The sequence below is a fragment of the Leisingera sp. ANG59 genome (genome assembly GCF_013317235.1).
Lineage (GTDB): Bacteria > Pseudomonadota > Alphaproteobacteria > Rhodobacterales > Rhodobacteraceae > Leisingera.
On sequence record NZ_WLCM01000036.1, the window covers coordinates 12,977 to 35,789 of the forward strand.

The 22,813-nt window shown below is 65.2% G+C and carries 18 protein-coding genes; 6 read left to right on the forward strand and 12 right to left on the reverse strand.

The annotated features are described in order from the left end of the window. The first annotated feature begins 2 nt into the window (after positions 1-2). Entirely contained in the window at positions 3-698 is a 696-nt protein-coding gene (locus GKC28_RS21080) for a response regulator transcription factor (RefSeq protein ID WP_174148963.1), read from the forward strand. Further along, positions 683-2,215, forward strand: coding sequence for a HAMP domain-containing sensor histidine kinase (locus tag GKC28_RS21085; RefSeq protein ID WP_174148964.1), 1,533 nt, complete (start codon positions 683-685; stop codon positions 2,213-2,215). The genes GKC28_RS21080 and GKC28_RS21085 overlap by 16 nt, the downstream gene beginning before the upstream one ends. A 54-nt stretch (positions 2,216-2,269) precedes the next feature. Here the strand turns inward: GKC28_RS21085 and GKC28_RS21090 are convergent, their stop codons facing one another. From GKC28_RS21090 to GKC28_RS21110, 5 genes are all read right to left on the reverse strand, one after another. Beyond that, entirely contained in the window at positions 2,270-3,670 is a 1,401-nt protein-coding gene (locus GKC28_RS21090) for a TRAP transporter large permease (RefSeq protein ID WP_174148965.1), read from the reverse strand. Between the two features lie 12 nt (positions 3,671-3,682). Beyond that, positions 3,683-4,315 carry a TRAP transporter small permease gene (locus tag GKC28_RS21095; RefSeq protein ID WP_174148966.1) on the reverse strand — a complete coding sequence of 211 codons (633 nt, stop codon included), beginning with the start codon at positions 4,313-4,315 and terminating at the stop codon, positions 3,683-3,685. A gap of 70 nt (positions 4,316-4,385) precedes the next feature. Then, entirely contained in the window at positions 4,386-5,396 is a 1,011-nt protein-coding gene (locus tag GKC28_RS21100) for a C4-dicarboxylate TRAP transporter substrate-binding protein (protein WP_174148967.1), read from the reverse strand. Positions 5,397-5,521: 125 nt separating this feature from the next. Then, positions 5,522-6,859: a sigma-54 dependent transcriptional regulator gene (locus GKC28_RS21105; protein ID WP_174148968.1), complete on the reverse strand. Its 1,338-nt coding sequence runs from the start codon at positions 6,857-6,859 to the stop codon at positions 5,522-5,524. Continuing rightward, on the reverse strand, positions 6,856-8,613 hold the full coding sequence (locus GKC28_RS21110; RefSeq protein ID WP_368041155.1) for an ATP-binding protein: 1,758 nt from the start codon (positions 8,611-8,613) through the stop codon (positions 6,856-6,858). Before GKC28_RS21110 ends, GKC28_RS21105 begins: the two co-directional genes overlap by 4 nt. Positions 8,614-8,898: 285 nt before the next feature. Between GKC28_RS21110 and GKC28_RS21115 the strand changes: the two genes are divergently transcribed. The 3 genes from GKC28_RS21115 (at position 8,899) to GKC28_RS21125 (ending at position 12,526) form a co-directional block, all read left to right on the forward strand. Next, a complete protein-coding gene (locus GKC28_RS21115) occupies positions 8,899-10,407 on the forward strand; it encodes an FMN-binding glutamate synthase family protein (protein ID WP_174148969.1) in 1,509 nt (502 codons plus the stop codon). Positions 10,408-10,438: 31 nt separating this feature from the next. After that, the gene (locus GKC28_RS21120; protein ID WP_174148970.1) at positions 10,439-12,100 is read left to right on the forward strand and encodes an acetolactate synthase large subunit; all 1,662 of its coding nucleotides are present in this window, start codon (positions 10,439-10,441) and stop codon (positions 12,098-12,100) included. An 81-nt stretch (positions 12,101-12,181) separates the two neighbouring features. After that, positions 12,182-12,526 (forward strand): RidA family protein, encoded by a 345-nt coding sequence (locus tag GKC28_RS21125; protein ID WP_039148384.1) that lies wholly within the window; start codon positions 12,182-12,184, stop codon positions 12,524-12,526. Positions 12,527-12,604: 78 nt separating this feature from the next. Here GKC28_RS21125 and GKC28_RS21130 read toward each other — a convergent pair whose 3' ends face one another. The 4 genes from GKC28_RS21130 to GKC28_RS21145 form a co-directional block, all read right to left on the reverse strand. Then, on the reverse strand, positions 12,605-14,299 hold the full coding sequence (locus GKC28_RS21130; RefSeq protein WP_174148971.1) for a BCCT family transporter: 1,695 nt from the start codon (positions 14,297-14,299) through the stop codon (positions 12,605-12,607). A 230-nt stretch (positions 14,300-14,529) separates the two neighbouring features. Next, positions 14,530-15,951: a carnitine 3-dehydrogenase gene (locus GKC28_RS21135; protein WP_174148972.1), complete on the reverse strand. Its 1,422-nt coding sequence runs from the start codon at positions 15,949-15,951 to the stop codon at positions 14,530-14,532. Positions 15,952-16,039: 88 nt separating this feature from the next. Further along, complete coding sequence (locus tag GKC28_RS21140; RefSeq protein WP_174148973.1) at positions 16,040-16,957, reverse strand: 3-keto-5-aminohexanoate cleavage protein; 918 nt, start codon at positions 16,955-16,957, stop codon at positions 16,040-16,042. A gap of 18 nt (positions 16,958-16,975) precedes the next feature. Then, a complete protein-coding gene (locus GKC28_RS21145) occupies positions 16,976-18,922 on the reverse strand; it encodes an acetoacetate--CoA ligase (protein WP_174148974.1) in 1,947 nt (648 codons plus the stop codon). A gap of 128 nt (positions 18,923-19,050) precedes the next feature. On the opposite strand from GKC28_RS21145, the gene GKC28_RS21150 reads away from it, so the two are divergent. Then, entirely contained in the window at positions 19,051-20,037 is a 987-nt protein-coding gene (locus tag GKC28_RS21150; protein WP_174148975.1) for a GlxA family transcriptional regulator, read from the forward strand. A gap of 24 nt (positions 20,038-20,061) precedes the next feature. Here GKC28_RS21150 and GKC28_RS21155 read toward each other — a convergent pair whose 3' ends face one another. The 3 genes from GKC28_RS21155 to GKC28_RS21165 all read right to left on the reverse strand — a co-directional run bounded on the left by GKC28_RS21155 (position 20,062) and on the right by GKC28_RS21165 (position 22,804). Then, positions 20,062-20,958 carry a complex I NDUFA9 subunit family protein gene (locus GKC28_RS21155; protein WP_174148976.1) on the reverse strand — a complete coding sequence of 299 codons (897 nt, stop codon included), beginning with the start codon at positions 20,956-20,958 and terminating at the stop codon, positions 20,062-20,064. Positions 20,959-21,039: 81 nt separating this feature from the next. Continuing rightward, positions 21,040-21,246 (reverse strand): dodecin, encoded by a 207-nt coding sequence (locus GKC28_RS21160; RefSeq protein ID WP_174148977.1) that lies wholly within the window; start codon positions 21,244-21,246, stop codon positions 21,040-21,042. 94 nt (positions 21,247-21,340) lie between these two features. After that, entirely contained in the window at positions 21,341-22,804 is a 1,464-nt protein-coding gene (locus GKC28_RS21165) for an aldehyde dehydrogenase (RefSeq protein WP_174148978.1), read from the reverse strand. Between the last annotated feature and the right edge of the window lie 9 nt (positions 22,805-22,813).

Here is a 22,813-nt window from a genome sequence, read left to right on the forward strand (position 1 = left end):
TGATGCCAGCCCGCATTCTTGTTGTCGATGACGATCCCGATATCCTTGAGGTGACCGGATTCGCGGTGGAAAAGGCAGGCTTTGAAACCGTCTTTGCCAGCGACGGCCTCGCCGCGCTGGAGGCCAGCCGGGAGGCAAACCCCGACCTGATCGTGCTGGACATCGGGCTGCCGGAAAAGGACGGGCTGGAGGTCTGCCGCGAGATCCGCAAATCCTCCGACGTGCCGATCCTGTTCCTCACCGCCCGCGATGACGAGATCGACCGCATCGTCGGGCTGGAGCTTGGCGCCGACGACTACCTGACCAAACCCTTCTCCCCGCGTGAGCTGGTGGCCCGGATCAAGGCGATCCTGAAACGCAGCGCCCCTGCTGCCCCGGCGCAGCCCGAAGCGGTACTGGCGCAAGGCAGCCTGCAGCTTGATCCGGACCGCCACCTCTGCCGCTTCGCTGCCGCGCCGGTGGCCCTGACCGGGTCGGAGTTCAGGCTGCTGGCCACCCTGATGGCCCGCCCGGACCGCGTGCTGTCGCGGGCGCAGCTGGTGGATGCGCTTTACGGCTACAACATCCATGTCTCCGACCGCACCATCGACAGCCACATCCGCAACATCCGCGCCAAGCTGGCCCAGGCCGGCTGCGCCGACGGGATCGTGACCGTCCACGGCGTCGGCCTCAGGATGGGCGCATGCACCCCAGCCTGACGCGCAAATGGCGGCCGCGGCTCTGGGCGGTGGTGCTCCTGGTGCTGGCACTGGTTTTGTGCCTGCCCTTTGCCGGGCTGATCCTATTCCGCTTTTATGACAGCCAGCTGGTGCAGCAGACCGAGGAAAGCCTGCTGACCCAGGCCGCGGTGATGTCAGCGGTCTACGCTGAGCTTTATGCAGGCGCGGCCGGCACCGAACCGCCCCGCGGACGCGCCGTCTCCGGCGAGCACGCGGTGTTTCCGTCGCTGTCGGTCAACAGCGAAACCGTGCTGCCGCCGCGGCCCGACGCAAAACCGCTCTCCGGTCCTGCGGGCGCCCCTTACCGCAAAATCGCAACCCGGCTGACCCGCATTGCCAATGCCGCGCAGGCCCAGACGCTGGCCGGCTACCGGTTCCTTGACACCCGCGGCAACGTCTTTGCAGGCACCGCCGAAACCGGCACGTTCCTGGGCCATGTGCAAGAGGTGCAGGGCGCGCTGGCAGGCGAAACCGTCTCAGTTGCGCGCACCCGCCTGCGCGAGGACGCGCCGCCCGCGCTCTATACCCTCAGCCGCGGCGCCCGCGTGCGCGTCTTTGTGGCGATGCCGGTGTTTGCGGACCAGACCCTGATCGGCGCGGTCTACCTCAGCCGCACCCCGAACCACATCTTCCGCTTTCTCTATGGCGAGCGCTTCAACCTCGCCAAGGCCGCGGGTTTTATTGCCCTGTCCACCATGCTGATCGGCTATGTGTTCTGGCGCTTCATCACCCGCCCGATCCAGCTGCTGATCCAGCGCAGCCAGCTGGCAGGCCACGGCAGCCAGACGTGGGAGCCGCCGGACCAGCTCGGCACCCGCGAGATCGAGGAGCTGAGCCGCAGCTTCCAGTCGCTGACCGGCCGCCTGCAAAACAAGCAGGACGCGCTGAAAACCTACACCGCCCATGTGACGCATGAGCTGAAATCGCCGCTTACGGCTCTGAAAGGCGCTGCAGAACTGCTGCGCGACGACGATCTGCCCCCGGCCCAGAAACACCGGCTGCTGGATACCGTGGACAAGGGCGGCAAGCGGATGGAGGACCTGCTGGCCAACATGCGCGCCTTCAGCCTGGCGGATCAAAGCGCGATGGCAGGGACATGCTGCCTGAACGAAATCCATGCGCAGATATCACAAGCCTTCCCGGCACTTGCCGTCAAAACGGAGAACGCCACCCTGCCGCTGCCGCTGGAAGCGCGCACCCTTCAGATTATCCTGACCCATCTTCTGGAAAACGCACAGCAGCACGGGGCCAAACAGGCCGTGCTGACCGCCTGTCAGGACGGCGCGGCCACCTGTCTTCAGATCGCAGACGACGGCCCCGGCATCAGCGCAGGCAACGCGGACAAGATCCTGCAGCCCTTCTTCACCACCCGGCGGGACAGCGGTGGCACCGGCATGGGTCTCAACATCGTCAAGGCAACGGCAGAGGCTATCGGCGGCACCCTGAGTGTTGTCCCGTCCAGCTGCGGCGCCTGTTTCAGGCTGACCTTCCGCTGAAAACAGCCGGGCCGCCCAGCAGCAGGCGGCCCGGTTCAGCGCATCAAAAGCGTGTCAGACTTGCCCCGGCAGCCACAGCACAATCGCCGGGAACGCCACCAGCAGCGCGATTGTCACTGCGTCGGCAATGAAAAACGGGGTCACGCCCTTGAACACGTCCTGCACGCTCAGATCATCGCGTACGCCCGCCACCACAAAGCAGTTGAGGCCGATGGGCGGGGTGATCAGGCAGAACTCGGCCATCTTGACCACCAGAATACCGAACCAGATCGCGCACATCGGGCCGGACATGCCAAAGGTGCTGTCCGCAGCCGAAACCGCTTCGCCGCCATTGAGCGCCATCACCGCCGGGTAAACCACCGGCAGCGTCAGCAGCAGCATCCCGATTGCGTCCATAAACATCCCCAGGACGGCATAGGCCAGCAGGATGCAGACCAGGATCAGCATCGGACTCATGGTCAGGGAGGTGATCCAATCAGCAAAGGCGCCGGGCAGATCGGCAAACCCGAGGAAGCGCACATAGATCAGCACCCCCCAGATGATGGTGAAGATCATCACGCTCAGCTTGGCGGTCTCCAAGAGCGCATCCTTCAGCTCCCGCCAGCGCATACCGTGGCGCAAGGCCATCAGGAACACCACAAAGGCACCGATTGCCCCGCCCTCGGTCGGGGTGCCCCAGGCGTCGCCGCCAAAGGGGTTGTAGACAAAGAAGATGATGGTMACGACGACAAACACGATCGGCAGCGCAGGCGGCAGGGCGGCAAACCGCTGGCGCCAGGTAAAGCCGGTGACGCGGGGCCCGAAATCCTTGATCACCACTGCCATGCCGACGATCAGCAGCCCATAGATCACAGCCGAGAACGCGCCGGGAATAAAGCCTGCCAGCAGCAGCTTGCCTACGTCCTGTTCAACGATGATCGCATAGATCACCAGAATGGCCGAGGGCGGGATTAAAGACGCCAGCGTGCCGCCAGCAGCAACCACACCCGCGGCAAAACGCTTGTCATAGCCGATCTTGAGCATCTCCGGGATGGCGATGCGGGCAAAGACGGCGGAGGTGGCCACCGAGGCACCGGATACCGCGGCAAACCCTGCGGTGGCAAAAACGGTAGACACCGCCAGCCCGCCCGGCACCCAGGCCATCCAGCGCTTGGCGGCCTCGAACAGGGCGCGGGTGAGACCCGCGTAATAGGCGAGGTAGCCGATCAGGATGAAGGTCGGAATGAGGCTCAACGCCTGGGAGGACACCTTGGAATGCGGCACCTGCCCCGCGGTCTTGACCGCAATGGTCAGCGCCTTGCCAAAACGCGCCGGGTCATAGCCGAACTTGGCCCAGAAGATCCAGATCAGGCCGATCATCCCGGCAGCGGCAGCGGCAAAGGCCACCCGCATGCCCAGGATCACCATCACCAGCAGCCCGGCTGAGACGGTCAGCCCAATTTCAATCGGTTCCATATCAGAAACTCCTCAGCTGTCGTGGCCGGAGACGTGATCCGCCTCCATCGCTGCCTGGGTGGCGGCATCGGCAATCATCGGGACGGCAACGGGGGTATTGGTGCCGCTGCGCAAAGCGCGCCCATAGGCCCAGAGCTGCAGCAAAAGGCGCAGGCACAGCACGCTGAACGCCACCGGCGCCAGCAGTTTCGCAGGCCAGAGCGGCAGCGAGATATCCATTGAGCTGTCGGCGCTCCACCAGGGCGCGGCAAAATCGAAACTGCGCTGGAAATGCGCCCAGCTTCCCCAGACCATCAGCAGCATCAGAACCAGCACGGCGGCGGTGGTCAGAAACTCGGCGAGGTACAGCGCCCGGCCTTTGAGCGCCCCCACCAGCATGTCCATGCGGATATGGCCGCCGTCGCGCTGGGTAAAGGAAATGCCCATGAAGGCAATCAGCGGCATCGCCTGCTCGATCCAGTCCACATAACCCGGCAGCGGGCTGTTGAACAAATTGCGCCCGCCGACGGAGCCAACGGCAAGCAGCATCAGGGAAAACACCGCCAGGCCGCTGAGCAGGGCAAGGGGCTTTTCCAATCGGTAGAGTTTCTGGTCAAGCGCGCTGAGACGGCTGCCGTCTGTCAGCACGAGGGATGAGCCGGCCATGGCGGGACTCCATCAGTTTTACGGGAGAAAAAAGACGCCCCGCAGCGTGCGGCTGCGGGGCGCGGCAGGGTCAGCTGCCTTCGGCGATCAGGCCTGTCACCAGGTCGTAAAGTTCCTGCGCAGGCAGGCCGCGGGTGGCGTTTTCCTCGATCCAGGCCTGGGCCGCAGGTGCCGCGGCGGCCTCCTTGAAGGCGGCGATTTCGGCATCCGGGAAGGTCACCAGCTCAATCCGGGCGGCATCCAGCGCAGGTTCCCAGGTGTCCAGAGAGTTGAACTTGTAGAAATCAACGTAATGGGCCAGCGCCTCATCCACCGAACCCAGCAGCGCTTCGCGGTGTTCATCGGACAGACTGTCCAGCGCATCAGTGTTCACCACCACCGGGCAGTTCACCGTGCCGGGGTTCAGGTTGGTGGTCCACCAGGTGCCGTTTTCGATGGTGCCAAAGGACATATGCGCATGCGGTGCAAAGGCAACCGCCTTGACGATGCCGCTGTCCATCGCCTGGCGCACCTCGGTGGCCGACATCGAGGTGGGCACCGCGCCGACAGCCTCCATTGCCTTGCCGATACCGCCGGTTGCGCGCACGGTCAGCCCCTTAAAATCCTTCAGCGTGCCAGGCACATCCCCGGTGCCGACAAGATTGTACTGCGGCAGCGGCGAGGGCATCAGCAGGGTCGCGTTCCAGCGCGCCAGATCCTTTTGCACCGCCGGGTGCTGGTAGACAGCCTGCGAGACCGCGATCTCCTGCTCCAGCGACGTTACGCCCAGAAACGGCAGCTCCAGCACGGTGATCGTCGGGTTCTTGTCGCGGTGGTAGCCAGCACAGAACTGCGCCATCTCAAAGGCGCCGATGGAGATGCCGTCGAGGTTCTCCTTGTTCTTGCTGAGCCCGCCATAGCTGATGTTCAGGGTGAACTCGCCACCGGTCTTCTCGCTGACCAGCTCGGCCAGTTTCTCGACATGTTCGGTAAAGGCCCGGCGCTTGCCCCACAGCGAGACATTCCATTCGGTGGCCAGGGCTTCGGTGCCAAAGGCGGCGGTGAGGGCGGCCAGCGCGGCCCCCTTGAGATAAGTGCGCATCAGTGCTCCTCCCAGATGCATGCGGATATGATTGAGGGAGTATCCGGGACGGCGGGCAGCCTGCCTATGAAGGAAACCGCGCGGCATCTGCGGGCGGCCCTGCGGAATTCCGCAGGGCGCGCGGGCTACAGAAGGGCGTCCTTGTCGAGGCCAAGTTTGACGATCTTTTCGTTCAGCGTACGGCGGCCAATTCCCAGTGCCTCAGCGGCGGCATCCATGCGGCCTTCGTGGGCTTTCACCGCCTTGCCGATCAGCTCGCGCTCAAACGCCGCCACCGCCTCGCGCAGGGTATCCGGCACATCATCCAGGGGCTGATCCATACGGATAGCCTCTGCCATGGTGCCGCCGCCACGGCGGGCAGCCAGCACCCGGCGCTCGCAGACGCTGCGCAGCTCCCGCACATTCCCCGGCCAATCATGCGCCAGCAGCGCGGTCAGATCGTCCTGAGAGATATCGGGCACGGCAGTTTCGTAAAGCCGCGCGAATTCTTCAAGGAAATGCGCCGCCAGCAGCATCAGGTCATCGCGGCGCTGGCGCAGCGGCGGCAGGGTCAGCACCATCGTATTCAGGCGGAACAGCAGATCCTTGCGCAGGCGGTTCTCCTGCACCGCCAGTTCAACATCCTCATTGGTGGCCGAAACCACGCGGAAGCTGACCGGCACCGGCAGCTGGCCGCCTGCGGGCAGGATCTGCTTGTCCTCGATCACCCGCAGCAGCTTGGCCTGCACTTCCAGCGGACAGGAACAGACCTCATCCAGAAACAGCGTGCCCCCTGAAGCCGCCAGCAGCCTCCCGCCAGGACCGCCATCGGTTCCGAACATCTCCGCCTCAAAGGTGGCAGGCGACAGCGCGGCGCAGTTCAGCGCCAGAAACGGCGCATCGGCATTTGGCCCCAGATCATGCAATGCGCGGGCGACCAGCTCCTTGCCGGTGCCGGTCTCGCCCTCGATCAGAACCGTGGTGCCGGTATCCGCAAGGTCCAGAATGTCCTGCCGCAGCTGCACCACCGGCGCCGACTGCCCCAGCAGCACCCGGTCCAGCCCCGAAAGCGCGAACAGCCGCGCCTTCAGACGCGCGTTGCTTTGCTGCATCCGGTGCTGCTCGGCAGCGTGGCGCAGGATCGCCAGCAGGCGGCGCGGCTCATAAGGCTTTTCGACAAAGCTGTAGGCCCCGTCCTGCATCGCCTTCACCGCCATCGGAATGTCGCCATGGGCGGAAATCAGCACCAGCGGCGGCGCGGCAGGTTCCAGTGCGGCCAGCAGATCCAGTCCGGACATGCCGGGCATCCGCACATCGGACAGGATGACATCCGGCTGAAGCTCCGCCAGCCGCTCCAGACCCGCCGCCGCCCGTGCCGCCGCGGTGACCTGCCAGCCCGCGGCCTCCAGCAGTTCCGCCACCGACTGGCGCATCGCCTTGTCATCATCAATGACCAGGATGCTGAAGGGCCTGGCGCTGCTCATGGCTGTTCTTCCTCTGCTGGCCGGACCGGAAACGCGACCCGGAACACGGCCCCGCCCGCGTCCCTGTTGCAGGCCGTCATCGTGCCGCCGTGATCCTGCACGATACCGGCAGAGATCGCCAAGCCCAAGCCCATGCCGCGGCCGCTCTCGCGGGTGGTGACAAAGGGTTCCTGCAAGTCAGCCAGCGTGGCTTCGCCCAGGCCATGGCCATTGTCCTTGATATCAAACCAGACCTCGCCGTCCGCAGCGCCGGTGCGCGCTTCGATCAGCGGCGCCGCGCTGTCCTCGCTGGCATCAATGGCATTGCGCAACAGATTGGTCATCACCTGCTCGATCCGCAGGCGGCTGCCCTGCACGCTGACCGGGGCGGGGCAAAGATCCAGCCGCAGCCCGGCCCCCGCCTCCTCCAGATTGGGGGCAACCAGGGCGGCAGAGGCGCGCATCGCGGCGTTCAGGTCGACAGCAGCCTGTGCCTCTGCGTCCGGTGTCGCAAAGAACTTGAGCTGACGGGTGATCCCCTCCATCCGGTCCACCAGCGCACCGATCTTGTCCGGCAAACCGCTGCGCCCCTTGCGATCGATTTCAGCCGCCACCAAGTGGTTCCGCATGGCAGCAATCGGCTGGCCCAGCTCATGCGTCACCGATGCAGCCAGCCTGCCCAGGGCTGCCAGACGGCTGGCGCGCTCCAGCTCGTCCTGGGTGCGTTTCAGGCGCCGTTCCGCGGTGCGGCGGTCTTCGATCTCGCTTGCCAGCATCTCGTTGGCCCGGCGCAGCTGCGCCTCCTCCCGCTCAGCGCGCGCCAGCGCGGCGCCGATCCGCCGCGCCCGCTGGACCTGGAACAGGATCAGCGCCAGACCCGCAGCAAAGCCGACCAGCGAGGTCACCAGCCAGCTGCGCGCCGCCGCCCGGTCGTCGCTGGCAAAGTAATGCAAGGTCCAGCCGTGCGGCGGGATGCTTGCCGTCAGGTGGATCTGCTCCCGCCCGGCAATCACCGCGCGCGGCCCCTCGCCCGCCTGCCACTCCAGCGGCGCCAGGTCCTGGCCCGGAAACTGCCGCGCCGCCTTGATCCGCTGCCGCTGGCCAGCCGTCAGCGGCGCCAGTACCCGGTACCGCCAGGCCGGGTCGGAGGCCAGCAGCACAACCCCGTCCTCGTTGGCCATCAAAACCTGCTCGCCCGCACCGCTCCAGCTCTGCTCCAGCGGCTGAAAGCCGATCTTGATCGCAACGACACCCGCAGGCGAACCATCCGGGCCGCGCACCGCATCAGCGATAAAATACCCGGGCAGGCCGGTTGTTGTGCCGATGGCGTAAAACCGCCCCTGCCCGCCTTGCAGCGCCTGCTGGAAGTACGGGCGGAAGGCGTAGTTCTGCCCGACAAAACTGCCGGGCTGGCGGAAATTGGAGGCCGCGAGGGCAACCCCTGCCGTGTCCATCAGGTAGATCGCATCCAGCCCCGCCTTGGCGGCGAAGTCTTCCAGCCGCAGGTTCAGCGCGCCTGTGTCCGCGCCGCCGGCCGTTTCAATGACCGCGGCGTCCCGCGCCAGCACGTGGGTCAGATGGGAGAACCGCTCCAGCTCCGCAACAACAGAGCTTTGGTATAGGGACAACCGCCCTTCAGCCTTGGACACCTCTTCTGAGCGGAAATAGGCACTGGACACCCGGAACACGCCAGCCGCGACGGCAATCGTCACCACGAGGGATATCAGGAACGGGATCAGGCGCATTCCCGTCGATAGGCCGCAAAAACGCGCCATGGCAAGATATTAGTGCCAGCCGCCCGCCGCGGCCCGCTCCAGCCTCGCCCCGCTGCCAAGGCTGGACAACTTCAGCGCGCCTGCCGCAGTATCCGGAAACAAGACCTGCACCGGGCGGAACCTTTCCGGGCGGCGGCATGTTGCGTCCTGGGACAGCGCTCTGCACGCCGCCGCTGCGGCTCCCGAGGATGTGACCGCCCCGCGGCTGCAAATTCAACCGTAATGGCGCAGTCTAGAAAAGCAAAAGCCAGGCCCAAGCCCGGCCGCAAAGGAGCGAAGGAAACCATGTCCCAGATATCCAGCACCGTTTTGGCGCTGCTCGAAATCCTGTCCTACGCCTTCATTTTCGCCATCGGCGCCGGCCTCCTGTGGCTGCTTGCGATCTACATCCGCGACAAGACCCAGACCGCCAGCACCCTACGGCGCAACTACCCGGTGATTGCCCGCTTCCGCTACCTGTTCGAGCACCTGGGAGAGTTCTTCCGGCAGTATTTCTTCGCCCTCGACCGCGAGGAGATGCCGTTCAACCGCGCCGAACGCTCCTGGGTCTACCGCGCCGCCAAGAACGTGGATTCCACCGTCGCCTTCGGTTCCACCCGCGACCTGCGCCCGGCGGGAACCGTCTATTTCGCCAACGCGCCGTTCCCGGACCTCGAACACGGCGCCACCCCGCCTGCCGAGGTCACTATCGGCCCCTATGCCCGCACGCCCTACACCACATCGTCGATCTTCAATATCTCCGGCATGAGCTTCGGCGCCATCTCCGTCCCCGCCGTCCGCGCCTTGTCGCGCGGCGCCAGAAAGGCCGGCATCTGGCTCAATACCGGCGAGGGCGGCCTGTCGCCCTACCATCTGGAGGGCGGCTGCGACATCATGTTCCAGATCGGCACCGGCAAGTTCGGCGTGCGCAAGCCCGAGGGCGGCTTTGACGAGGACAAGCTGCGCGCGGTCGCCGCGCATGAAACCGTCCGCATGTTCGAGTTGAAGCTCAGCCAGGGCGCCAAGCCCGGCAAGGGCGGCATCCTGCCAGGCGCCAAGGTGACAGAGGAAATCGCCGCCATCCGCGGGTTGACGCCGGGCGAGGACGCAATCAGCCCCAACCGCCACCCGGAGGCCTCCAACGTGGGCGAACTCCTCGACATGATCGCCTATGCGCGCGAGGTGACGGGCAAGCCCGTGGGGTTCAAGGCGGTGCTGGGCACCCATGGCTTCCTCGACGGCCTCTGCCAGGAAATCCTGTCCCGCGGCGAGGCCAGCGCGCCGGATTTCATCACCATCGACAGCGCCGACGGCGGCACCGGCGCCGCCCCGATGAGCCTGATTGACAACATGGGCATGCCCCTGCGCGAAAGCCTGCCCAAGGCGGTGGATGTCCTCACCCGCTACGGGCTGCGCCAGCGCATCAAGATCTGCGCCAGCGGCAAGCTGATCAACCCGTCAGAGGTCGCCTGGGCCTTCTGCGCCGGTGCCGATTTCGTCAACTCGGCGCGCGGCTTCATGTTTGCGCTCGGCTGCATCCAGGCGCTGCAGTGCAACAAGAACACCTGCCCCACCGGCATCACCACCCATAACCCCAAGCTGCAGTTCGGCCTCGACCCCGCCGACAAGGCGGAACGGGTCGCCTCTTACGCCAGGAACATGGTCAAGGAGGTGACCATTCTCGCCCACAGCTGCGGCGTCACCGAACCGCGGCTCTTGCGCCGCTATCACGCGCGGATCGTGCTGGACAGCGGCCGCTCGGTATCGATGGCAGAGCTGTACCCGGAACAGGCCCAGCAGCACGCCGCGCAATAAACCGCCCGCCCTGACCACCAAAGGAGCCTCCATGCCAGATTCTGACCGACCTGCCAAAGCATCCGACCTTCTTGTGGCCGCGCTGGAGGCCGAAGGCGTCGAATACGTCTTTGGTGTTCCGGGCGAGGAAAACCTCGACCTGCTGGAGTCGCTGCGCACCTCGACGATCAAGCTGGTGCTGACCCGGCATGAGCAGGGCGCCGGTTTCATGGCGGCGACCTATGGCCGCCTCACCGGCAAACCGGGCGTCTGCATGGCAACGCTTGGCCCCGGCGCCACCAACCTGGCCACGCCAGCGGCCTATGCCCATCTCGGCGCGATGCCGCTGATCATGATCACTGGCCAGAAGCCAATCAAGAAATCGAAACAGGGCCGGTTCCAGATCATCGACGTGGTCAACCTGTTTGATCCGGTCTGCAAGATGGCGCGCCAGATCGTGCACGGCAACACCATCCCCGCACTGATCCGCGAGGCCTTCCGCGTGGCGGAGGAGGAACGCCCCGGCGCGGTGCTGCTGGAGCTGCCGGAGGACATCGCGGCGGAACACACCGATGCCGCTGTCATCCCCCCGCACCCGCGACATTATGCAGTGCCGGACGAGGCTGTTCTGGCGGAAGCGGCTGAAATGATCCGCGCCGCAAAGATGCCGCTGGTGCTGGTCGGCGCCGGGGCCAACCGCCGCAAGGCGCGCGCGGCCCTGTGCGACTTCATCGAGCAGGTGCAGATCCCCTTCTTCAACACCCAGATGGGCAAGGGCGTGGTAGACGAAAGCTCCGATCTGTTCCTCGGCACCGCTGCGCTGTCGGACGGCGATTACCTGCACTGCGCCATCGAACGCGCCGACCTGATCATCAACGTCGGCCACGACGTGGTGGAAAAGCCGCCCTTCTTCATGGTTGAGGGCGGCACCAGGGTCATCCACGTGAACTACAAGGCCGCGCAGGTCGACCAGGTCTATTTCCCGCAGCTGGAGGTGGTCGGCGATCTGGCCGGATCCATCACCCGGCTGGGCGAAATCCTGGGCGGTCCGCTGAACTTTGACCGCAGCTTCTTCAAGCGCATGAAGGCGGAGACCGACACGCACATCGCCGAAGGCGCCGATGATCCGCGCTTTCCGGTTATCCCGCAGCGGCTAGTTGCGGATACCCGCAAGGTGATGGGTGAAAACGATATCATCGCGCTCGACAATGGCATCTACAAGCTCTGGTATGCCCGCAACTACAAGGCCTGCCACCCCAACACCGTGCTCTTGGACAACGCGCTGGCGACGATGGGCGCGGGCCTGCCCTCGGCGATGATGGCGGCGCTTCTGAACCCGGACCGCCGGGTGATGGCAATCTGCGGCGACGGCGGCTTCATGATGAACAGCCAGGAGCTGGAAACGGCAGTGCGGCTGGGATTGAATCTGGTGGTCACGGTGCTGAACGACAGCGCCTATGGCATGATCCGCTGGAAACAGGCGCATGAAGGCTTTGCCGACTGGGGACTGGAATTCAACAACCCCGATTTCGTGCGATACGCCGCCAGCTATGGCGCCACCGGCCACCGGATCGAGCAGACCGGGGACCTGGCGCCGGTCTTTGAAGCCGCCTTTGCCGCGGGCGGCGTGCACCTGATCGACGTGCCCGTCGATTACAGCGAAAACCAGCGCGTGCTGATTGATGAACTGGCCGCCAAGACCTGCCTGATCTGATTGGCCCGATCTGCCGCCCCTTTCCGACGGCAGCCGCCGCGGCTATGACCGCGGCAGCTCATCACAGGAAAGGCACATATCATGACCATCACCCGCATCGGCACCACCGCCCGCTCCAGCAAAATCGTCAAGCACAACGGCGTCGTCTACCTCAGCGGCCAGGTGTCCGAGGCCGAGACCGCCGCGGACCAGACCCGCGAGATCCTCGCCAAGGTCGACGCCCTGCTGGCCGAGGCCGGCAGCGACAAGACCCGCCTGCTGCAGACCGTGATCTGGCTCTCGGACATGTCCTATTTCGCCGAGCTGAACGAGGTCTGGAATGCCTGGGTCCCCGAAGGCCACGCCCCGGCCCGCGCCTGCGGCGAGGCCAAGCTGGCCCGCGAGATACTCAAGGTCGAGATCATCGTCACCGCCGCCTGCGACTGATCCGGCTGCCGTCTAGCAAACAGAACGCGCCGGGCCTCAACAGCCCGGCGCTTTTTCTTTTCGGCCCGCAATGCTGCCTCAGGCGGGCAGGTCCTGGGTCATGTGGGTCCCATCGGGTGTTGCCAGCGGCTCCGCCTGCATCGGCGCGGCCGAGGGATCCTCGCGCAGCGATTTGCACAGGCCCCAGACCATCGCGATGAGCAGGAAGGAGATCGGGAAGGCGGTCGCAATCAGCGCCGTCTGCAGGGCGCTCAGCCCGCCCGACATCAACAGCGCGATGGCGGTTGCGCCGATCCCCACGCCCCAGATGACGCGGAACTTGTTCGGCGGGTTCTCGTCGCCCATCGACAGCATGGTGGTGATCACCAGCGTCCCCGAATCCGCCGAGGTCACGAACCAGCTGACCAGCAGAACCGTTGCCAGCAGCGACATCGGCCAGGCGGTCCAGCTCATATCGCCCATCCAGGAGGTCTGGCCGATGTTGGCAATGGTGCCATAAAGCGCCCCCGGCAGCTCCCAGTTGCGGACGGTGGCAATGATGCCCGCGCCGCCTTCCGCCGCCGGTCCGCCCGCCATGTGCATTTCCTGCCAGATCGCGGTGCCGCCAAAGATGCACAGCCAGAAGAACACCGCCACTGTCGGCACGCACAGCACCCCGACCATGAACTCGCGGATGGTGCGGCCATAGGAAATGCGGGCGATGAAAATGCCCACCAGCGGCGCCCAGGCGATCCACCAGCCCCAGTAGAAGATGGTCCAGCCGCCCTGCCATGCAACATTCGGCGCTTCGGTCGCGGTCCAGAACCCCATCGGGATGAAGTTCCACAGGTAATCCCCCAGCGAAGTGATGAAGAACGCCATCAGCCATTTACCCGGCCCCAGCACAACAAAGGCCAGCAGCAGGGCGATGGACAGCCAGATGTTCCACTCGGAGATAAACCGGATGCCGCGCGCCACACCGGACACGGTGGATGCCGTGGCAATGACCGACACGATCACGATCAGCGCGATCTTCAGGGTCAGCGTCACCTCCAGCCCGAACAGCACGTTCAGCCCGGTGGCAATCTGGGTGGAGCCCAGCCCCAGCGAGGTCGCGATGCCGAAAACAGAGCCAAACACCGCCAGCAGATCCACCAGATGGCCCCAGGGGCCATAGATCCGCTCGCCCAGGATCGGGTACAGAGTGGAGCGCATGGTCAGCGGCAGCTTCTTGCGGAAGCCGAAATAAGCGAGGCACAGCCCGACCAGCACATACAGCGCCCAGCCGTGGAAGCCCCAATGGAAGAAGGCCACCCGCATCGCATCCCGGGCGCGCAGCATGTCCATCTCCATATGGCCCGCCATATCGGCATGCGGGTTGTTCGGGTAGCCAAAAGCGCCGGAGTTGTCGAAATAGAAGATCGGCTCAGCCACACCGAAGAACAGGATGCCGACCCCGATCCCCGCCGAGAAAAGCATCGCAAACCAGCTGAAATTGCCGAACTCGGGGCGGGAATCGTCATCGCCCAGCCGCAGCTTGCCGAACTTCGAGGCCATCAGCCAGAAGCAGAAGAACATGACTCCGATCAGCAGGGAAATGTAAAACCAGCTGAACCAGCCTTCGATCCAGGCCCGCACCGACTTGTACAGACCGCCCGCCAGATCCACGTTCAAAACCGTGAAAATGACAAAGAAGGCGATCATCCCCTTCGCCGCCGTGCCCATCCCCGGATGAAGACCGGCAAAGAAACCGGACTTCGCCACCAGGTGGCTGTTGGAATTATCTTCAGACATTTGGTCCTCCCATTTGTTTCAGATTCTTCAGCCCCGGGGCCCTCCACCCGCGGAAAACTGAACGGAGCGCACGGCGGGATGAAGCCCTCCCGATGGCTCCGCGCTTCGGCTTGGTCCTCCCCCTGCCGCCGCATCCGCAGCAGGCCAAACTGAAAAAACGGGCCGGATTGGGGAGGAAACCCGGCCCGCAAACAGAAACCCGGCAGCGCGCGAGCCGCCGGGTTTCCAAGTCATCCGCGCTGGCCGACGTGGCGCCCGGCGCCTTCCGGCAGCGGCAGGCCTGCGTGCGCGGCGGCAAAGGACGCCAGCTTGTCCGCCACCTCCGGCGACGGCAGCGAGGTGCCGCGCGCGTTCAGGTCCATGTGCAGCAGCAGCGTCTCCACCGTCGCCGCCAGCTTGCCCTCGGGCCCAAACAGGCGGTGGAACAGATGCATCTTCTTGCCTACGCCTTTCAGCACCTGGGTGGTCACGGTCAGCGCATCGCCCTCGTGCAGCTCATCCAGGAAACGCACATGGTTCTCGACGGTGAAATAGCTGCCGCCCGCGGCGATATATTCGGCGTCGCAGCCGATCATCTCCATGAACCGGTCGGTCGCCTGGGCCGAGGCCTCGGTGTAATGCGCCTCGTTCATGTGGCCGTTGTAGTCGGTCCAGCTCTGCGGCACCGGGCGGCTGACGGTCACCGGCAGTTCCACCGCGTCCGGCACGGGCAGCGTTGCCTCATGGGTGTTGATGACCCCGCCAGCGCCGCTGCCGGATTTCTTCAGCGCCCGCATCATGCCGACCAGGTTGTCATCGCGCAGCCGCTCCAGCGCGCGGATGGACATATGGCCGGACTGCGCATCCGACTGGCCCGCGATCAGGTCCACCAGTTCATCGGTGAACTCCGGCACATCCATCAGCTTGGTCCAGGGCCATTCCAACGCCGGGCCGAACTGCGCCATGAAATGCTTCATGCCCGCTTCGCCGCCGGCAATCCGGTAGGTCTCGAACAGGCCCATCTGCGCCCACCGGAGGCCAAAGCCCATGCGGATCGATTCATCCAGCTCCTCGGTGGTGCAGATACCGTCCTTGATCAGCCACAGCCCCTCGCGCCAGACCGCTTCCAGCAGACGGTCGGCGATATGCGCATCAATCTCCTTGCGCACGGTCAGCGGGTACATGCCCACAGACCGCAGGATGTCAGCGGCCTGCGCGCAAGTGTCCGCATCGCCCACCAATTCGACCAGCGGCAGCAGGTAGACCGGATTGAACGGATGCGCCACCACCGCGCGGGCGCCTTCGGCGTTCAGCTCCGACGGTTTGAAGCCGCTGGTGGACGAGCCGATTACCGCAGATGCCGGTGCGTGCTCCTGAAGCTGAGCGTGGATCTTGTGCTTCAGATCCAGACGCTCCGGCACGCTTTCCTGGATCCAGGCGGCATCTGCCACCGCTTCGGCCAGGTCGGTGTGGAAGGTCAGTTCGCCTTCGGCCGGCAGCGCCTTGTCATAAAGCGACGGCAGCGAGCGGCGGGCGTTGGCCAGCACTTCGCCGATCTTGCGCTCCGCTTCCGGGTCCGGGTCGAACACCCGCACGTTCCAGCCGTTCAAAAGGAACCGCGCGGCCCAGCCGCCGCCGATAACCCCGCCGCCGATGATTGCTGCTGTTTTCATGATCTATCCTCTGATCGCCCTCCCTGTGCGCCCGCCGGTGCACAGGGGGTGTACAGGGGGTGCACGCAGGACACCCCCGCATTTCCGCTTATTTCGCCACCGKCGCGCGCTTGTTCAGGCCCAGCTTCTCGCGAACCGCGTCGGGGCCGATGATCCGGGCGCCCATGCCCTCGATCACGCCAACCGCGCGCTCCACCAGCTGCGCGTTGGTGGCCAGCACGCCCTTGTCGAGGAACAGGTTGTCCTCAAGGCCGACCCGCACGTTGCCGCCCGCCAGCACCGACTGTGCCGCATAGGGCATCTGGTCCCGGCCCAGCGAGAACGCCGACCAGGTCCAGTCCGTCGGCACATTGTTGACCATCGCCATGAAGGTGTTGAGATCGTTCGGTGCGCCCCACGGAACACCCATGCACAGCTGCACCAGCGCGTTCGGTTCCAGAATTCCCTCTTTTACCAACTGCTTGGCAAACCACAGGTGACCGGTGTCAAACGCCTCGATCTCCGGCTTCACGCCCAGATCGGTCATCATCTGCCCCATCGCCCGCAGCATGCCCGGCGTGTTGGTCATCACGTAATCGGCCTCGGCAAAGTTCATGGTGCCGCAGTCGAGCGTGCAGATTTCCGGCAGGCATTCGGCGATGTGGGCCATCCGCTCGGATGCACCGATCATGTCGGTCGCCGCCTCATTCACCGGCAGCGGCGCTTCGGTCGATCCGAACACGATGTCGCCGCCCATGCCCGCGGTCAGGTTCAGCACCACATCCACCTCGGAATCGCGGATGCGGTCGGTAAGCTCCCGATAATACTCAAGTTTCCGGGACGGTGCGCCGGTTTCAGGGTCGCGCACATGGCAATGAACCACCGCCGCGCCAGCCTTGGCCGCCGCGATTGCGGATTCGGCAATCTGCTTGGGTGAGCGCGGCACATGGGGGGATTTGTCCTGGGTGCCGCCAGAGCCGGTCACGGCTGCAGTGATGAAGACGTCTCGGTTCATGGTCAGGGGCATGGTCTCGCTCCTTTGGGGTTAAGCTTGCAATTCAGGGTGATCCGCAAACAGTTCCAGCGCCTGCGGGTTGGCAAGGCCGGAGAGGTTGCGGACGGGGTGATTGTTCACCACATCGCGCACCGCCAGCTCGGCGGTCTTGCCGGATTTGGTGCGCGGGATATCAGCGACGGCGATAATTTTCGCGGGCACGTGGCGCGGCGAGGCGTTCTTGCGGATTTCCGTTTTGATCCGGGCAGTTAGCGCATCGTCGAGCGCTGCACCCTCGGCCGGAACCACAAACAGAACCACCCGCACGTCGTTGTCGATGCTCTGGCCCACGACCACCGCATCCGCGACCTCGTCTATCTTGTCGAGCTGCCGGTAGATTTCCGCCGTGCCGATCCGCACGCCGCCGGGGTTCAGCGTCGCGTCCGAGCGGCCCAGCACCACATAGCCGCCCTGTTCCGTGCGGATGGTGAAATCGCCCTGCCGCCAGATATTGGGATAGGTCTCGAAATAGCTGGCGCGGTAGCGGGCATCGCCGGGGTCGTTCAGGAACCGCGTCGGCATCGACGGATGCGCATTGCGGCAGACCAGCTCCCCCGCCGTGCCCTCAACCGGGTCGCCCTGATCGTTCAGGGTCGCCACATCCAGCCCCAGCATCGGCGCCTGGATCTCGCCCTGATGCACCGGCAGCAGGGGGCAGCCGCCGATGAAACAGCCCAGGATATCGGTGCCGCCGCAGATCGAGGCCAGCTGCACATCCGCCTTCCAGTCGGCATAGACATGGGCAAAGCCCTCAGGCGACAGCGGCGAGCCGGTGGATAGAACCACCCGCAGATTATCCAGATTATGGCTGTCCGCAGGCCGGTTGCGGCGCTTCAGCGAGGCATCGATGTATTTGGCGGAAATGCCGAAATGGGTGACCTTCTCAGCCTCGGCCAGATCGAACAGCCGGCGGATGCCGGGATACATCGGGTTGCCGTCAAACAGCACGATCACGGCCTCGGAGGCCAGCGCCGCCACCTGCCAGTTCCACATCATCCAGTTGCAGGTGGTGTAATAGAACATCCAGTCGCCCGGACGCAGGTCGCAGTGCAGCTGCTGCTCCACCAGCATCCGCAACAGGGTGCCGCCGCCGGAATGCTCGATGCACTTGGGCTTGCCGGTGGTGCCGGAGGAGAACATCACATAAAGCGGATCGCGGAAGCCCATCACACGGCAGTCCAGCGCCGGGGCATTCGCCTGCTTGAAGGCCTCATAGGCGGTCATGCCCTCCGGCAGGTCCGCAGCATCACCCGCATAAGGCCAGACCACGATCTGCTGGATCGACGGCACGCGGGCGGCGACCTCGGCAATGGCGGCGCGGGTCTCAAACGTCTTGCCGTTGTAGAAATAACCGTCGGCGGCAAAAATCAGCTTGGGTTCGATCTGGCCAAACCGGTCGACCACCACATCCGGGCCGCTCTCCGGCGCGCAGGAGGACCAGACCGCGCCCAGCGAGGCGGTGGCCAGCATCGCCGCAACGGTCTGCGGCATGTTCGGCACATAGCCCGCGACGTGATCGCCCGCCTCGATCCCGGCCTCCCGCAGCGCGGCGGCAAGCATTTCCACCTCGCGCTTCAGCCCGGCACGGGTCCAGACCGAGCGGCGGCCGTCCTCGCCGATGAACACAATCGCCTCGCGCCCATCCGCGTTCTTCAGGAATGTCTCCACGACGTTCAGCCGCGCTTCGGGGAAGAAGCGGGCCTGCATCGGGTCCTGATGGGCCAGCAGCGGCACCGTGCCCGGATCGCCCTTCAGCCCGCAGAACTCCCAGGCCAGCGGCCAGAAGTCCTGCGGCTGCGCAACCGACCAGGCGTGCAGTCCGGCAAAGCTGTCCTGCGGTGTTCCGGCAATCGCAGAAGCCTGCGACATGAAACCGGACAGCAGAGGTTTGCGGCGCGCCGAAAGATCCGGCTGCCAGAGAAGAGGAGCGGTGGTCATGGAGGTATCAGTGGTTAGAGAGCGGGCGTCAGGTGGTCGTCGGCGGATCGTCAAGATGCTTGACTTCCTGCGTGATTAGCGCAGGAGTTGACGCAGCATTTATACAGTTTCGGTCAAAAAATATACACATGCAGCCAAATCAGCCGCCAGTTTTCGAATTCCTGCTGTTCGACGGGTTTTCCAACATGGTGCTGGCCAGCGCCATGGAGCCGCTGCGCGACGTGCGGATGAACTCCGGCCAGGACGTCGCGGGCTGGCGTGTGAGCACTCTGGACGGGGCGCCAGTCCGCAGCTCCAGCGGGCTGCAGATCACGCCGGACGGGGCATTCGACGAACGCCAGGCCAACCGCACCTTGGTTCTGGTTGCAGGCTACCATGTGCGCGAACAGGTGACGCCTGCCCTGCTGGCCAAGCTCAGGACCGCCACACGGGCTGCCAGGTTGGTGCTGGCGCTCGATACCGCCGCATGGCTGCTGGCTGCGGCCGGGGTGCTGGACGGGCATGCGGCGACGATCCACTGGCAGGAGCTGGACGCCTTTGCCGAGACCTTTCCCAAAGTGGAGGTTTCCACCGCGCGGTTTGTACGGTCCGGCCCGTTCCTCACCTGCGGCGGCGCCAGTACCGCGCTCGACATGATGCTGAGCCTGATCCAGGACCTCTACGGCTCGGCGGCCGCCTTCGGCGCCTCGACCATGTTCGTCTACGACCCCTCGCGCCAGTCGGAGCTGAACCGCGGCGCCGCGCGGCTGGAGCAGAAGGGCTCACCCAAGATCCTTAGGGCGGCGAACCTGATGGCAGAAACCATCGAAACCCCGCTGAGCACGGCAGAACTGGCAAAACGCGTGTCCCTGTCGGAACGCACCCTGGCGCGGGCGTTCCAGCGCGAGCTCGGCATGACACCGGGCAAGTATTACAAGATGCTGCGGCTCCAGCACGCCCGCTACCTGTCGGAGGAAACCCATCTGAGCCTCGAGCAGATTGCACTGCGTTGCGGGTTTTCCTCCGCCTCCTCTCTGGGGCGGTCCTTCAGCGGGCACTACGGCCGGACCATCCGCGAGGCCCGGGTGCAGGAAAAACCCTGGATGGCGAAAACCAGCGGCGGCCAGAACCGCTAAGGGCGGCGCCGGCATCCTGCTATCCTACACCAGACCCATCGCCACGGGTGAATGCGGCTTGATCCCCAGATCTGTGAACCCCGCAACTCCCGCGCCCACGGTATTGTCCCGCCGCATCAGTGCAATCTGTGCCGGGGTAACCGGAGGCCTGGGCAGCGGCGACAGCAGCGCCGCCGCCAGCCGCCACAGAAAAAACGGCACCGGCAGCAGCAGGCGGCGGCGGCCGGTGCGGGCCGCCAGCCGCTGCAGGATGTCACGGTAGGCCAGCACATCCGGCCCGCCCAGCTCGAACACCTTGCGCTGCGCCCGGGGGCCGTCCCTGACGCGGGCCACCGCTTCTGCCACATCCTCGACCCAGACCGGCTGCAGCCGGGTCCGGCCGCGGCCGAACAGCGGAATCACCGGCAGTTGCGCGGCAATTTTCTGCAGGTCCCCGAAAAATGTGCCGCCCTGGCAGAACATCACGCTGGGCCGCAGGATCACCGCATCCGGGCAGGCACTGCGCACGGCTGCCTCCCCCTCGGCCCTGGCCCGCACGTAGGCCGAGGGCGAATGCAGGCTGGCGCCGATGCCGGAAATATGGATCAGCCGCTGGCCCGGAGTCTGCCGCACCAGCCGGGCGACCCTGCGGGCGCCCTCCACATGCACGCTCTGAAAATCCTGCTGCCGGGTTTCCGTGTAAAAGCCGATGCAATTGACCACCCATCCTGCACCGCTGAGGGCACGGGCCATGACGCTTTGCTGTGCCAGATCCGTCTGCACCTGCTCCACCCCCGGCTCCCACTCATCCGGCGGCGGCGCCCCGGGCGTGCGGGTGCCTGCGCTGACGCTGCAGCCCTGCTGCTGCAGACGCCGCACCACCCGGCGGCCAAGAAACCCCGTGCCACCCAGCACGATCACTCTGCGCGGGCTGATCTGCATCCGGAAACGCTCCCTATGGGGATCTGCGCCTCCAGATAGTGCATCCGCGCCGCCGCGCCACTTGCGCCCGTCTCTGCCGGATCAATCCAGCCGGAACCCGATCTTCAAGCCGACCTGATAATGGGCGACCTTGCCGTCCTCGACATGGCCGCGGATCTCACCGACCTCGAACCAGCCGATGTGGTCAATGGTCTTGGACGCGCGGGCAATGGCCCCCCTGATGGCATCCTCGATGCTGGATTGCGAACTGCCGACCACATCCACCGTCTTGTAAACCGAGTCACTCATCACACACCTCCTTACTCCGCGGCCGGTGTGGCCGCCGTACGGGGTCCAGTGTGACCGGATCAGCGCCCGCGTCCAGAGATTTCGCCGAACCAGGTCAGCGCATCACAAAGGGGTCCGGGATCGGATCATCGCTGGTGCGCAGCCAAACCGCTTTGACCTTGGTGTAATCCAGCGCCGCCTGCAGGCCGCCCTCTCGCCCGTGGCCGGACAACCCGTAGCCGCCAAAGGGCGCAATCGGGCTGACGGCGCGGTATGTGTTGACCCAGACGATACCGGCCCGGATGCCACGGATCATCCGGTGCGCGCGGGTGAGGTTCTGCGTAAACACGCCCGAGGCCAGGCCGAAGGCCGTGTTGTTGGCAATCTCCATGGCCTCGGCTTCGGTCTCGAACTCCACCACCGACAGCACCGGGCCGAAGAATTCGTTCGACAGGCAGGGTGCCTCCGGCGCATCGGAGCAATCCAGAACCGTGGGCGGGAAGAAGAACCCCTCCCCTTCCGGCACGGTCCCGCCAGCGATCAGTTTCGCACCGGCCTCAACAGACGCCTCGATCAGCTGCACCGCATGGTCGCGCTGTTTCAGGGTGCAGAGCGGCCCCACTTCGGTTGCCATGTCATCCGGCGCGCCGATCGCCACCTCTTCGGCCTTCTGCTTCAGCCGCTTCAGGAACGCGTCCTTGATCCCCTTCTGGATCACCAGCCGCGAACCTGCGACACAGCTTTGCCCGGTGGCGGCAAAAATCCCCGACACCTGCGCATTCACCGCGCTTTCCAGATCGGCATCGTCAAACACGATAAAGGGCGACTTGCCGCCCAGCTCCAAGGAGGTGGAGGCAAGGTTTTCTGCCGAGTTGCGCACGATATGCCGCGCGGTCTCCGGCCCCCCGGTAAACGCCACATGGGCCACCGATGCGTGGCTGGTCAGCGCCGCGCCTGCCTGCGGCCCGCCGGTGATCACGTTCAGCACACCGGGCGGAAAGCCCGCCTGGTCAAAGATCCGGGCAAATTCCAGCATCGGCGCCGGGCCTTCCTCGGACGCCTTCAGCACCACCGTGCAGCCCGCCGCCAGCGCCGGGCCGATTTTCACCGCAGACAGGAACAGCTGCGAATTCCAAGGCACGATGGCGGCCACCACGCCCACCGGCTCGCGCCGCAGCCAGACCTCCATGTCCGGCTTGTCGATCGGCAGATGCGCGCCCTCGATCTTGTCCGCCAGCCCTGCGTAATAGCGGTAGTATTCCGCCACATAGGCGATCTGGGCAGAGGTTTCGCGGATGATCTTGCCAGTATCGCGGGTTTCCAGCTCTGCCAAACAGGGCGCGTTTTCTGCCACCAGATCGGCCAGCCGCATCAACAGTTTGCCGCGCTGGGTAGCATTCATCCCGGCCCATTCAGGCGAGAAGAACGCAGCCTCTGCAGCCCGCACCGCACGGTCCACATCCTCCGCCGAAGCGGCCGGCATCTGCGCCCAGGGTTTTCCGGTGGCCGGATCGAGGCTCTCGAAGGTTTCTCCTGCGTCCTCAAACGCTCCGCCTATGTACTGCTGGAAAGACTGCATTCTCAGGCT

Excerpts from the sequence above, each read along its gene's own strand:
- GKC28_RS21160 (WP_174148977.1), bottom strand. The coding sequence starts at position 21,246 with ATGAGTGACTCGGTTTACAAGACGGTGGATGTGGTCGGCAGTTCGCAA.
- GKC28_RS21095 (WP_174148966.1), bottom strand. The coding sequence starts at position 4,315 with ATGGCCGGCTCATCCCTCGTGCTGACAGACGGCAGCCGTCTCAGCGCG.
- GKC28_RS21100 (WP_174148967.1), bottom strand. The coding sequence starts at position 5,396 with ATGCGCACTTATCTCAAGGGGGCCGCGCTGGCCGCCCTCACCGCCGCC.
- GKC28_RS21165 (WP_174148978.1), bottom strand. The coding sequence starts at position 22,804 with ATGCAGTCTTTCCAGCAGTACATAGGCGGAGCGTTTGAGGACGCAGGA.
- GKC28_RS21115 (WP_174148969.1), top strand. The coding sequence starts at position 8,899 with ATGTCCCAGATATCCAGCACCGTTTTGGCGCTGCTCGAAATCCTGTCC.
- GKC28_RS21105 (WP_174148968.1), bottom strand. The coding sequence starts at position 6,859 with ATGAGCAGCGCCAGGCCCTTCAGCATCCTGGTCATTGATGATGACAAG.
- GKC28_RS21110 (WP_368041155.1), bottom strand. The coding sequence starts at position 8,613 with ATGGCGCGTTTTTGCGGCCTATCGACGGGAATGCGCCTGATCCCGTTC.
- GKC28_RS21155 (WP_174148976.1), bottom strand. The coding sequence starts at position 20,958 with ATGCAGATCAGCCCGCGCAGAGTGATCGTGCTGGGTGGCACGGGGTTT.
- GKC28_RS21135 (WP_174148972.1), bottom strand. The coding sequence starts at position 15,951 with ATGAAAACAGCAGCAATCATCGGCGGCGGGGTTATCGGCGGCGGCTGG.
- GKC28_RS21125 (WP_039148384.1), top strand. The coding sequence starts at position 12,182 with ATGACCATCACCCGCATCGGCACCACCGCCCGCTCCAGCAAAATCGTC.
- GKC28_RS21120 (WP_174148970.1), top strand. The coding sequence starts at position 10,439 with ATGCCAGATTCTGACCGACCTGCCAAAGCATCCGACCTTCTTGTGGCC.
- GKC28_RS21145 (WP_174148974.1), bottom strand. The coding sequence starts at position 18,922 with ATGACCACCGCTCCTCTTCTCTGGCAGCCGGATCTTTCGGCGCGCCGC.
- GKC28_RS21080 (WP_174148963.1), top strand. The coding sequence starts at position 3 with ATGCCAGCCCGCATTCTTGTTGTCGATGACGATCCCGATATCCTTGAG.
- GKC28_RS21150 (WP_174148975.1), top strand. The coding sequence starts at position 19,051 with ATGCAGCCAAATCAGCCGCCAGTTTTCGAATTCCTGCTGTTCGACGGG.
- GKC28_RS21130 (WP_174148971.1), bottom strand. The coding sequence starts at position 14,299 with ATGTCTGAAGATAATTCCAACAGCCACCTGGTGGCGAAGTCCGGTTTC.
- GKC28_RS21085 (WP_174148964.1), top strand. The coding sequence starts at position 683 with ATGCACCCCAGCCTGACGCGCAAATGGCGGCCGCGGCTCTGGGCGGTG.